Here is a 12,219-nt window from a genome sequence, read left to right as displayed (position 1 = left end):
TTTGTAAATTTGCATTTCAATTTTTATCGAATGGCAAACGAATCTTTAGTAATACCTGAAAGAGTAAAAAAACCAAAATGGTTACGTGTAAAATTACCTGTTGGTAAGAAATACACCGACTTAAGAGGTTTAGTTGATAAATACAAATTAAATACTATTTGTACGAGTGGAAGCTGCCCTAACATGGGAGAATGCTGGGGAGAAGGAACTGCTACATTTATGATTTTAGGTAATATATGTACTCGTTCTTGTGGTTTTTGTGGTGTAAAAACCGGAAGACCTGAAACTGTTGAATGGGATGAACCAGAAAAAGTAGCTAGATCTATTAAGTTAATGAGCATTAAACATGCTGTATTAACATCTGTTGATAGAGATGACCTAAAAGATGGTGGTTCTATTATTTGGGCTGAGACAGTAAACGCTATTCGTAGAGCAAACCCAAATACTACTTTAGAAACATTAATTCCTGATTTTCAAGGAAACGAAAAACAAATTAACAGAATCATTGAGGTTGCTCCAGAAGTAGTTTCTCACAATGTTGAAACAGTTCGTAGATTAACTCGTGAAGTTCGTATTCAAGCGAAATATGATAGAAGTTTAAGTGTTTTAAAGTACTTAAAGGAAAAAGGAATGCGTACTAAATCTGGAATGATGTTAGGTTTAGGTGAAACTGAAGATGAAGTTATTCAAACAATGAAAGACTTACGTGGTGTAGGATTAGATATTATTACTATAGGTCAATATTTACAACCTAGTAAAAAACATCTACCTCTTAAAGAATTTATTACTCCTGAGCAATTTAAAAAATATGAGACATTAGGTTTAGAAATGGGATTTATGTATGTAGAAAGTGGTCCTTTAGTACGATCATCTTACAAAGCACATAAACACGCTAATTAATAATTCCTTAACATTTTAACGTTTTAATGTTAAAAAAATGTCAATTAACTAATTCAACACTATTTTACACAGTTTATTTTTTACTTTTGCCTACGTACTTATTAAGTTAAGTATATGAAAAGAGCCTTGTAAACTGTTTTCATTGTGTAAATTATTTGAATTAATAAATTAATAAAAGCCTATTCTTTTGAATAGGCTTTTATATTTAATGAAAAGTAAATTCGTTCCTACCAAAAAAACCCATCGAATAAACACTTTTATTTAAGATAAACAAGCATTTAAATTCTAAAAATAGGTTTACGGCGCAATTATTGATTAAAAACAAAATTGAAAACAACCTTGTAAACTGTTTTCATTGTGTAAACTATTTGAATTAGTTAAATAACAAAAGCCCACTCGTTTGAGTGGGCTTTTTGTATTTTATAAAATATAGAAAATAGTTAATCCTACTCCTTTATTCTAATTAGATAGCACTTATAATATCGTACTTTGTTATAATATGATGTTTACCGTTTTCTAAATCAACTAACACTGCTTGGTTGTTTTTTGTTATTAATTTAGAAACTTCATCAATAGATGCATTTAGTTTTACTACTGGATATAAGGCTCCCATTACTTCTTTTATGGGCTTATCCGCTATGTTTTTATCTGCAATATAACTACGTAATAAAGCTGATTCATCTACAGAACCAACAAAACCATTAACATCTCTTACAGGTATTTGAGAAATTTTATAATCACGCATTCTTTCAATAGCATGTGAAACTAATTCTTCTGTTTGTGCTGTTATTAATGATTTATCAATATGCGACTTTATTAAGTCTTCTGCAGTAGTACCTTTCTCTTCTAAGAAGCCTCTTTCTCGCATCCAATCATCATTAAACATCTTACCTACATACCTACTTCCATGATCATGAAATATAACAACTACAACATCATCTTTTGTAAAATGCTCTTTTAATTGTAATATTCCTTTAATTGCTGAACCTGCTGAATTACCAACAAAAATACCTTCTTCCTTTGCTATTTTTCGTGTATAAACAGCTGCATCTTTATCTGTTACTTTAGTAAACCCATCAATTACAGAAAAATCTACATTTTTTGGAAGTATATCTTCTCCAATTCCTTCTGTGATATATGGATAAATTTCATTTTCATCAAAAATACCTGTTTCATGATATTTTTTGAATACAGAACCGTACGTATCTACTCCCCAAATTTTAATATTTGGATTTTGCTCTTTTAAAAATTTAGCAGTTCCAGAAATTGTACCTCCAGTACCAACTCCCACTACTAAATGAGTAATTTTACCATCAGTTTGCTCCCATATTTCTGGTCCAGTTTGTTCGTAATGAGTTATAGCATTAGATGGATTATCGTACTGATTAACATACCATGAATTTGGGGTTTCGTCTCCTAAACGCTTAGAAACAGAATAATACGAACGAGGATCTTCTGGCTCTACATTTGTTGGACAAACAATAACCTCTGCTCCTACAGCACGCAAAATATCCATTTTTTCTTTAGACTGCTTATCAGAAATCACAAAAATACATTTGTACCCTTTTATAATAGCTGCTAAAGCCAATCCCATACCTGTATTCCCAGATGTTCCTTCAATAATAGTTCCTCCTGGTTTTAAACGACCATCAGCTTCAGCGTCTTCAATCATTTTTAATGCCATTCTATCCTTTATTGAATTTCCTGGATTAAAGGTTTCTACCTTTGCTAAGACTAAAGCTTCTATTTCTTTAGTTACAGAATTTAATTGAACTAACGGTGTATTACCAATAGTTTCTAATATATTTTTTGCGTATTTCATCTCTTAATTTTACAAATGCAAAGGTACTTCTTTTTAGTCATTTTCTAAAAAATAGTACTTTCATTACTTGCTCTTAACACTTTATAAATATTAAAGAGCACAAATAAACCATTTTATAGAATCGCTATTAAAATAACATTCTAATTATAAAAATAAAATAATATTGTTAAGAGATAAATAAGTATAAATTAAAGCAGGAAAGTCTATTTTTAGGCAGTCTTTCCTACTCAGGGATTCAAATCTAAACAAAAATTAATCTTCAATAGAAACATGTATTGTGCTTGAAACTTTTATATTACGTCCATTATTTTCTAATGAGTTTAAAAAATCTTTCATATTTGTTTTATCAGTAATTAGTTCAGTAATTCTAGAATTATCATAGCTACATTCGTCATTTATATTCCCTTCTGTTCTAGATAGTCTTTGTAGTTTATGAAAATTAACTTTTAAATTTACAACATCACCAATAATATTTAATACTTCTCTTTTTGTAAACTTACCATCAATTAATTTTAATTGTTTATCTGTTGTTTCATTCATAACTTTTAATGCTTCTAAAGTTTCGTTTGTCATAATTTTTTCCTTTATAATCTCTACTATACTGGTTCTTATATCTTACAAAGAAATAATGTTTTTTTCATATATTTTTATTTATATTTATTATAAAATACATTAAAATATTTTATGAGTTATACATTACATCAATTAGAAATATTTAGAAAAATAGCAGAAGTTAAAAGTGTAACGAAAGCTTCTGAACAATTATTTTTAACACAACCAGCGGTATCTATTCAGTTGAAGAATTTTCAAGATCAATTTAAATTACCTCTTTTTGAAATAGTTGGAAGAAAACTATACATAACAGAATTTGGAGAAGAAATATCTAATACTGCTGCTAAAATTTTAGATGAAGTAGAAGCTATAAATTATAAATCTGCACTTTTTGAAGGAAAATTAGCTGGTAAATTAAAAATTGCTATCGTTTCTACAGCTAAATATGCTATGCCTTATTTTTTATCTGATTTTATAAAAAAAAATGAAATGGTAGATTTAACAATGGATGTAACCAATAAGATGAGTGTGATTAGGAGTTTAGAAAACAATGAATGTGACTTTGCTATGGTTTCTACAATTCCTAAAAAATTAAATATTGAGCGTATAGAATTAATGAAAAACAGCCTCTATTTTGTTGCTAATAAGAACTACAAAACTGTTGATAAATCAATATTAAAAGAATTAAATAAAACTCCTTTTATTTTTAGAGAAAATGGTTCTGCAACTCGTTTAGCAATGGAAAAATACTTAATAAAACACAAAATAAAAATTCAAAAAAAAATGGAGCTCACCTCAAATGAAGCTGTAAAACAAGCCGTAATTGCAGGCTTAGGTATTTCAATAATGCCAGCAATTGGCATTAAAAACGAGTTACTAAAAGGAGAACTACAAATTCTTAATATAAAAGATTTACCTATAGAAACCAATTGGAATTTAATTTGGTTAAAGTCTAAAAACCTGTCTTCTGTATCAAAAGCTTTTAAAAAACATATTCAAGAAAATAAAAACACTATAATCAAAAACCAATTTGATTGGTTTACTGATTAATACTTTTATGCAAACTTAATGGATTTTGATGGCAGTATTTTAGTAATAATATATGACGGAATTACTAACATTAGGAAACATAATAATAACGTTCCTAAACTTAAAAGTAATACTGCCCAAAAACTAATATAAACAGGTACTGTTGCTACTGAATATATAGTAGAATCTAAACTAATTACCTTGAAGTATTTTTGAATTAAAAGAAATGCTATTCCTATTAGATTTCCCCAAAACAATCCTTTTAAAATCAGATAAGAAGCATTGTATAAAAATATCTTTTGAATACTCCAATTAGCACCTCCTAAGGCTTTTAATATACCTACCATTTGTACTCTTTCCAGTATTAACACTAACAAAGCTGTAATCATATTAATTCCTGCTATTAAAATCATAATACCAATAATAAACCATACGTTATTATCAAATAGTTTAATCCATTCGAAAATTTTTGGATAGTTATCTACAATTGTAATACTATTTAATGTCGCCCCTATATTACTGTATATCTCATCACCTTTTTCTGTTAATTGATCAAAATCATCAATTAAAACTTCAAACCCTCCAACTTGATCTTTATCCCATCTATTGATTTGACGCACTTCCCTAATATCACCAATTAACATCGTTTTATCAAATTGTTCAAACCCTGTATTATAAATTCCTACAATAATAGGCTTTCGCATTTTGTATTTTAATCTGCTTTTTTCTGCGCTAAATAAAGTTTGAATAGTATCGTTTAATTTAAAATGCAATCTATTAGCAATAGCTTCAGATATTATTATTTCTTTATTTCTTTCTTGATTAAAATTAGGTATGCGACCTTTTATTAAATATTCCTTAAAAAAAGAAAAATCATAATCTGATGATACTCCTTTAAATACAATTGCTTCAAAATCGGTTGGAGTTCTTATAATCCCTCCAACATTTGCAAAAACTTGAACATTTTTAATACCTTTAATGTTTTTAAATTCAGGGTAAAAATCTTGATTCTTACTTATAGGAACTGTAGAAATATCTGAGTTATTCGTATCGTAATTTACGATTTGAATATGACCTTTAAACCCCGTCATTTTATCACTAATTTTCATTTGAAAACCAGCTGCTATCGATACTGATATCAACATAATAGCAATTCCTAAAGCAATAGCAATAGTTGCTATTTTAATTATTGGTGACGAAATATTACTCTTATATTCTTTACCAGCAATAATTCGTTTGGCTATAAATAATTCAAAATTCAAAAGTTATCCATTTTTAATAAATTCAAAAGTAATTAATATTATGATACGTATCTTTTAAATTATTCACTCTTTCACTTAAAAAAAGGTTTTTTAGTAGTAATTTTATATTTTATAATACTCCATTAAATGAAAAACAATTTTAGTTACCATATTTTATTTTTAATATGTATTAGTTTTCAATTTACTTCTTGTGTTAAACAACAAAAACCAGCTGTAAAAAAAGTTAATAAAACAACACCTATATTAAAAACAGGTGCAGATAGAATTAGTTTATACACCTCTAAACTAAAAGGAAAAAACATTGCAATTGTAGCCAATCAAACATCAGTTTTAAATGTTTTACAAAGAGCAGAAGTGAGTTCAAATACAATGGGGTCAAAATTTGTACAACACCATTTAGTTGATTATTTACACAATTACAATAATATTACTGTAAAAAAAGTTTTTGCTCCCGAACATGGTTTTCGTGGTAAAGCTGATGCTGGTGAAGCTGTAATTGATGGTATTGATCAAAAAACCAAATTACCTATTATTTCTTTGTATGGCAAAAATAAAAAACCTTCTTATGAACAGTTAAAAGATATTGATGTTGTTGTTTTTGATATTCAAGACGTAGGAGCTCGTTTTTACACTTATATTTCTTCACTACATTATGTAATGGAAGCTTGTGCTGAAAAAGGCATCCCTGTTATTGTTTTAGACAGACCAAATCCTAACGGACACTATATTGATGGTCCTGTATTAGAAATAGCTCATAAAAGCTTTGTAGGTATGCATCCAGTTCCTGTTGTTTACGGTATGACAATTGGTGAATATGGACAAATGATTAATGGTGAAAAATGGTTAGAAAATGGAATTACATGTGATTTAACAGTGATTCCTTTAGAGAACTACACACACGACTATGAGTATAGCCTACCTATAAAACCATCACCTAATTTACCTAATAATACTGCTATAAACCTATACCCTAGCTTATGCTTTTTTGAAGGGACAAATATTTCTGCTGGTAGAGGAACTAATAAGCAATTTCAAATTTACGGTTCTCCTAATTTAAAAAAGTCCAATTTTAAATATACACCGCAGCCAAATGAAGGTGCTAAATACCCAAAACACAAAGGGCAATTATGTTATGGTGAAGATTTACAAAATCATAATACTCTTTCTAACCTAAACTTATCATGGTTATTAAAAGCCTATAAAGAATCTCCTAAAAAAGACTTTTTTAATTCTTTTTTCACAAAACTAGCTGGAACAAAAAAACTACAGCAACAAATAACACAAGGTATATCTGAAAAAAACATTAAAAGTACTTGGCAAAAAGATTTAGAAACTTTCAAAATAGTTAGAGAAAAATATTTAATTTATAAGTAATTTTCTCTAACTATTAGAGTTTTTTAATATTATTATTAGCTAATTTTAAAACAATGATTTAATGATTTCATTAACAGTAATTCCCTCTGCCTCTGCTTTGTAATTTTTAACTATTCTATGCGATAATATTGGAATAGCAACAGCTTGAACATCTTCTATATCTGGCGAAAATTTTCCATTAATCGCTGCATGGGCTTTAGCTCCTAAGATTAAGTTTTGAGATGCTCTTGGTCCTGCACCCCAATCAATATATTTCTTGATTAGTTCTGTTGATTTATCAGATTTTGGACGTGTTTTACCCACCAAACCAACAGCATATTCAATTACATTATCTGCAACAGGAATTTTTCTAATTAGTTTTTGTATTTCTAGAATTTCTTGCGAAGAAAGTATTGAGGTTACATTTTGATTAATTATTGAAGTTGTGCTTTTTACAACTTCTACCTCTTCTTCAAATGTTGGATATTCTAAATGAATAGAAAACATAAATCTATCTAACTGAGCTTCTGGTAAAGGGTAAGTTCCTTCTTGTTCTATAGGGTTTTGGGTTGCTAACACAAAAAAAGGTAAATCTAATTTATAATGATGTCCAGAAACTGTTACTGATTTTTCTTGCATTGCTTCTAATAAAGCTGCTTGAGTTTTTGGTGGTGTACGATTAATTTCATCTGCCAAAATAATGTTTGAAAAAACAGGTCCTTTTATAAATTTAAATTGACGGTTTTCATCTAATATTTCACTTCCTAAAATATCAGAAGGCATTAAATCTGGTGTAAACTGAATACGACTAAATTGCAAACCTAACACATCTGAAATAGTATTTACCAATAATGTTTTCGCTAAACCCGGTACTCCTATTAAAAGAGAATGACCTCCACAAAAAATTGATAATAACGTGTAATTAACAGCCTCTTGCTGCCCAATTATAACTTTACCAATCTCTTCTTGTAATTGACTAAATTTTTTTACCAAATTATTTACAGCAACTACGTCTGACATATGTTATTTTTTTAAATTTTCTTACTCAAGAATATTAATTTACAAACTATTCTAAAATAAGATTCCCGCTAAACGCAGGAATCACAATATACTAAATTATTAGTTCTTATTTATTTTCTTTTCTCCAATCTTTTTTAAAGGTACAATCTTTATAATCATTACCTAATTTAATATAAGTTTCTTGTATTTTTTCTTTCGACCATTTTTTAACTGCTTCTTCTTTTTTCTTAGCTAAAGCAAACTGTTGCATTTTTACATAATCTTCTACAAGATCTGCTTTATGCGTTTCAGTTTTATTTTTTAAGAAAATTACTTTATACATTTTCTCTCCCTCACGTGTCTCATCATAAAAAACTTCTGATAAATCACCTTTTTTAAGCTCGCTAATTCTACCAAATAAATCAGGTGCCATTCTTGTTAACTCAAAAGTAGTTTCTTGTGTATATGGATTTATTATCAAACCTCCATTATTCTTTGTTTCCTTATCTTCAGAATACTTTTTAGCCGCTTCTTCAAAAGTTAACTTACCTTCTTTTACTTCTTTTATAATCTTCTCTATCTCATCTTTGGTTTCTTTTAATTTCTCATCTGCAATTTCTGGTTGCATTAATATATGAGAAACATCACGTCCATTTCCTCTTATTTTATTTAATAAAATAATATGATATCCAAACGGAGATTTAAAAGGTTCAGAAATTTCGCCTTCTTCTAATGAAAAAGCTACTTCCTTGAATTCTCTTACAAAACCAGTTTCTTTTGTTATAACTCCCATATTACCACTATTTTGTGTAACACTAGGGTCTTCTGAGTTTACAATTGCTTTTAGTTTAAAACTAGCACCTCCATCAACTTGTTTTTTAATTTTGTTAAGTTTACTTATAATACGATCATTCTCTTCTTTAGTTGGTTCAGCTTTTAATACAATTTGCGCTATTTCAACTTCTGCAGCAATTTCTGGTAGTTCCTTTTTGTCATTTAACCCTTTAAAATATACTCGTACTTCTTCAGGTGTTACGTCAACATTTTCTGTTATTTTTTGTTGCTCTTTTTCTATAAGAAGATTTTCCTTTTGTACCCTACCTAATTCTTTCTTTAAATCTTCAATATCATTAAAACCATATGCTTTAATTACTTTTTCTTCACTACCATACTCATTTGTAAAATAAGCGATACTTCTTGCTACCTTACTATCAATATCTGATTGTGCAACAACAACACTATCAATCACACCATGATGCGCTAATAATTTTTGCCCCATTAACTCTTCTAACATTTCACAATTAGAAATTTTAACTTTCCCTTCACTCCTTAACTCAACTTCTTGTTTAAATTTATCTATATCAGAATCTAAAACAATATTTTTACCAATTACTACAGCAACACCATCAATTTTAGTTTTCTGTGCATTTACAACACCCAAACTAGCTAAAAAAATGGTAAATAAAATACTAGTATTCTTTAAAGTTTTTGTTTTGAATTGCATCATTTATCAACGTTTTTTCTATCTCTCTAATTAATTCTAATTTTCGTTTGTGTAAAATAATTTGTTTTATCCTAGAATTTACAAATGTTAAAGGTGCCACCGCGTTTTTTAGTAACATTTTTTTTACAGCGACCAAATATACTCCTAAACTATCTTCTTTTTGTATGTATTTAGAAATTTTTAACAATTTTTGCTGAGTTTCAGCCTGAAAAGGAGGTATTTTTTTCTTAAAAAAAGAAAATGACACCCAAGTTGAATCTTGTAATCGATAAGATTTAAAGTTTAACAAGTATCTATCTAAATCTTCTTCTCTAGATGATTTAAAACTTTTTATGACTTCTTCTTTATCTAAAAAATCTTTTCCAAAATGAACATAATCAAACTGCAGTAGCTCTTCACTTAGTTTAAAATTTTCTTTATTTTTCTGATAATATCTATTAATTTCTTCTTGATTAACAATAGTATCTAACCGTTGTTTTATTAAACGCTCCTTATACCCGTTTATATATAAACTTTTCTTGTAGCTATTTACTAAATTTTCTATTTTATTACTATTAACACTAGAAATATTCTCTTCTGCTTTAGCTAATAATAATTGTTTTTTAGCCCAAGAATTAATAAGTCCTTTTACAATTACAAGACTATCTTTTTTTGTAATACCTTTAGGTAATAACTCTTCAATATCCTTTTTGTACAAATTTTTATTATAAACTGTAGCAATAGGTTTATGTTGAGTAACCTTTTTAGTCTTTAAACTAATAAAATCACAAGAAACAATAAGTAATAACACAAATAAATAAAATATTTTCTTCACCTTTTATTGATTATATATTTTTTTAAATTTTTTTAATTCTCTTTCTCGTATTCTAATTTTATTTTTCACTCTCAAACTTCTAATCCAATCTTCTTCTATTTTTTTTTGATAATCATTAATTACTTGACCTCTTATATTATGTAGTTCTTTATTTCCATAAACGGTTTTATTTAAAATAAAAAACTCTTTTAACCCTAATGTATCTTTTGATGATTTATTCCAAATTTTTTCTTGCATCAAATTAAACAATAACAATCCTTCTTTATACTCTAATAAAGTATTTTTATATTGAGGTGTTGTGTTTATTAAATCATTTTTAAAATATTCTATAATTTGATTATTCTTAAACCGCTGATATAAAACACTTATTGATTTATTGTATTTACGCTCTATAAATTTAAAAAAAGTTTTTTGATAAATTTTCTTATCATTAATAGATAACAATACTTTATTTAAATTTTGTTTTTTTAATTCCTTTACTTCAGATGTTAAAAAAACATTTATTGCTTTTTTATTTTCTATTATCTTATAATTTGCAGTCAATCTGTTTAAAACTGCTTGTTTTGATAAACTTGCTCTGTTAGACTTTTTTACTTTATTGGTTAAATCTTTTTTAACCTCTTCAAAAGTGCCCAACGGGTATTTTTTTAATAACTTAACAATATGCCATCCGAACTTAGTTTTAAATGGTATTGTATAATCCCCTTCCTGTTTTAATAATCTTACATTATTTTCGAAATCCTCAACCATTCTTCCAGTTCCAAACCTTGGTAATCTACCTCCTAAAGAAGCTGTTCCTTTATCGTCAGAATATTTTTTAGCAACCTCTTCAAACTCCTCTCCCAACTGTAACTTTCTATAGAGTGAATCTATATTTACTTTATTATCTTTTGATTCCTTAACTAGAATATGAGCAACCTCAAATTCTCCCTTAGATACTCTTTTCCCTGTAACCTTTAAGATATGATAACCAAATTTTGTTTTAAATGGCTCAGAAACTTCATTTAAAGGTGTATTATAGGCTGCATTTTCAAACGCATGTAACATTGTAAAAGCTGAGAAATAGCCTAAGTTACCCTTATTTATTTTTACCGATGGATCTTCTGATACTTCTTTAGCAATCTTTTCAAAAGATTTTCCGTTTAATACTCTATTTCTAACATTAGAAATCCTTTTGTATAAAAGTAATGTATCAAATTTAATTCCTTTTTTAGGAAATTTAATTAAAATATGACTTGCTTTAACTTCCGTTTTTTTTCTTTTATATGCTTCCTTTATTAACTTATTTAAATATTTTACATCTTGTAAATAAGGAGCAATCAAACTATTTTCATAACCTTCTAACTCTTGCTTATAACTTTTTAAAGTATCTAATTTTAACTTATAAGCTTCTTTAACTTTTAACTTGTAATTTATAAACAATTCAAGATATTTATCTATATCCTTAGAGCTATCATCAACAACAAGTTCTAAGTTTTTCTCATATACTTGTTTAAATTCTGAAACCATTACTGGCGAATTATTTATACGAAACAATTCTTTATCTTTCTGAGAAAAAGAATAACTAGTCATCAAAACCATTAAAAAAAACAAAAGTAACTTCTTCATTTATAGTGAAATTATACCTTTAATAACATCTGCTTTTTTATAATAAGCAATTACTTCATCTGCACTCTTAATAATTAAAAAAATAGAAATGCTAATGTATTTACCTGTTTTTGATTTTTTTGTTTCAATAACAGCACCACCTCCATTAAACACTTTCTTTACCTCTTCTTCCTGATTTGCATCTGTTGGCACAATAAACTTATATAAATATTTACTAGGGAATTTTGTAGTATCTTCTAATTGTACTTTTAATTTACTGTAAAATGCTTCTCTATCTGACATAATGTTTTATAAAAAATTTAAAAATAATTCTCATCATAAATAATCTTAAAATAGATGAAGCACAAAATTACACTATTTATTACATTTATAAATT

At 27.5% G+C, this 12,219-nt stretch carries 11 protein-coding genes; 3 read left to right on the top strand and 8 right to left on the bottom strand.

The window, feature by feature from the left end; all coding sequences use genetic code 11:
- The first annotated feature begins 30 nt into the window (after nt 1–30).
- Entirely contained in the window at nt 31–900 is an 870-nt protein-coding gene (lipA, locus tag CXF68_RS11020) for a lipoyl synthase (RefSeq protein WP_101044638.1), read from the top strand.
- Between the two features lie 463 nt (nt 901–1,363).
- Here lipA and CXF68_RS11015 read toward each other — a convergent pair whose 3' ends face one another.
- Nucleotides 1,364–2,722 carry a pyridoxal-phosphate dependent enzyme gene (locus CXF68_RS11015; RefSeq protein ID WP_101044636.1) on the bottom strand — a complete coding sequence of 453 codons (1,359 nt, stop codon included), beginning with the start codon at nt 2,720–2,722 and terminating at the stop codon, nt 1,364–1,366.
- Between the two features lie 252 nt (nt 2,723–2,974).
- Nucleotides 2,975–3,295 (bottom strand): hypothetical protein, encoded by a 321-nt coding sequence (locus tag CXF68_RS11010; protein ID WP_232771641.1) that lies wholly within the window; start codon nt 3,293–3,295, stop codon nt 2,975–2,977.
- A 111-nt stretch (nt 3,296–3,406) separates the two neighbouring features.
- On the opposite strand from CXF68_RS11010, the gene CXF68_RS11005 reads away from it, so the two are divergent.
- A complete protein-coding gene (locus tag CXF68_RS11005; protein ID WP_101044634.1) occupies nt 3,407–4,324 on the top strand; it encodes a LysR family transcriptional regulator in 918 nt (305 codons plus the stop codon).
- 5 nt (nt 4,325–4,329) lie between these two features.
- On the opposite strand, the gene CXF68_RS11000 is transcribed toward CXF68_RS11005, so the two are convergent.
- Nucleotides 4,330–5,565, bottom strand: coding sequence for an ABC transporter permease (locus CXF68_RS11000; protein ID WP_101044632.1), 1,236 nt, complete (start codon nt 5,563–5,565; stop codon nt 4,330–4,332).
- A 126-nt stretch (nt 5,566–5,691) separates the two neighbouring features.
- Here CXF68_RS11000 and CXF68_RS10995 point away from each other — a divergent pair, with 126 nt between their 5' ends.
- Nucleotides 5,692–6,939, top strand: a complete 1,248-nt coding sequence (locus tag CXF68_RS10995; protein ID WP_101044630.1) for an exo-beta-N-acetylmuramidase NamZ domain-containing protein — start codon at nt 5,692–5,694, stop codon at nt 6,937–6,939.
- 45 nt (nt 6,940–6,984) lie between these two features.
- Here CXF68_RS10995 and CXF68_RS10990 read toward each other — a convergent pair whose 3' ends face one another.
- The 5 genes from CXF68_RS10990 to CXF68_RS10970 all read right to left on the bottom strand — a co-directional run bounded on the left by CXF68_RS10990 (nt 6,985) and on the right by CXF68_RS10970 (nt 12,125).
- The gene (locus CXF68_RS10990; protein WP_101044629.1) at nt 6,985–7,938 is read right to left on the bottom strand and encodes a MoxR family ATPase; all 954 of its coding nucleotides are present in this window, start codon (nt 7,936–7,938) and stop codon (nt 6,985–6,987) included.
- A gap of 106 nt (nt 7,939–8,044) precedes the next feature.
- Nucleotides 8,045–9,424: a peptidylprolyl isomerase gene (locus CXF68_RS10985; RefSeq protein WP_232771640.1), complete on the bottom strand. Its 1,380-nt coding sequence runs from the start codon at nt 9,422–9,424 to the stop codon at nt 8,045–8,047.
- Nucleotides 9,387–10,235: a hypothetical protein gene (locus CXF68_RS10980; protein WP_101044627.1), complete on the bottom strand. Its 849-nt coding sequence runs from the start codon at nt 10,233–10,235 to the stop codon at nt 9,387–9,389. Before CXF68_RS10980 ends, CXF68_RS10985 begins: the two co-directional genes overlap by 38 nt.
- A gap of 3 nt (nt 10,236–10,238) precedes the next feature.
- Entirely contained in the window at nt 10,239–11,843 is a 1,605-nt protein-coding gene (locus tag CXF68_RS10975; protein ID WP_101044625.1) for a peptidylprolyl isomerase, read from the bottom strand.
- Nucleotides 11,844–12,125, bottom strand: coding sequence for a DUF493 family protein (locus tag CXF68_RS10970; RefSeq protein WP_101044623.1), 282 nt, complete (start codon nt 12,123–12,125; stop codon nt 11,844–11,846).
- Nucleotides 12,126–12,219 lie beyond the last annotated feature (94 nt).

Origin of the sequence: Tenacibaculum sp. Bg11-29 (assembly GCF_002836595.1) — a bacterium.
Lineage (GTDB): Bacteria > Bacteroidota > Bacteroidia > Flavobacteriales > Flavobacteriaceae > Polaribacter.
This window is presented reverse-complemented; position numbering and strand designations above follow the sequence as displayed.

What these genes read in the sequence shown, in the direction of transcription:
- lipA (WP_101044638.1), top strand. Translation starts at nt 31, where the DNA reads ATGGCAAACGAATCTTTAGTAATACCTGAAAGAGTAAAAAAACCAAAA.
- CXF68_RS11015 (WP_101044636.1), bottom strand. Translation starts at nt 2,722, where the DNA reads ATGAAATACGCAAAAAATATATTAGAAACTATTGGTAATACACCGTTA.
- CXF68_RS11010 (WP_232771641.1), bottom strand. Translation starts at nt 3,295, where the DNA reads ATGACAAACGAAACTTTAGAAGCATTAAAAGTTATGAATGAAACAACA.
- CXF68_RS11005 (WP_101044634.1), top strand. Translation starts at nt 3,407, where the DNA reads ATGAGTTATACATTACATCAATTAGAAATATTTAGAAAAATAGCAGAA.
- CXF68_RS10995 (WP_101044630.1), top strand. Translation starts at nt 5,692, where the DNA reads ATGAAAAACAATTTTAGTTACCATATTTTATTTTTAATATGTATTAGT.
- CXF68_RS10990 (WP_101044629.1), bottom strand. Translation starts at nt 7,938, where the DNA reads ATGTCAGACGTAGTTGCTGTAAATAATTTGGTAAAAAAATTTAGTCAA.
- CXF68_RS10985 (WP_232771640.1), bottom strand. Translation starts at nt 9,424, where the DNA reads ATGATGCAATTCAAAACAAAAACTTTAAAGAATACTAGTATTTTATTT.
- CXF68_RS10975 (WP_101044625.1), bottom strand. Translation starts at nt 11,843, where the DNA reads ATGAAGAAGTTACTTTTGTTTTTTTTAATGGTTTTGATGACTAGTTAT.
- CXF68_RS10970 (WP_101044623.1), bottom strand. Translation starts at nt 12,125, where the DNA reads ATGTCAGATAGAGAAGCATTTTACAGTAAATTAAAAGTACAATTAGAA.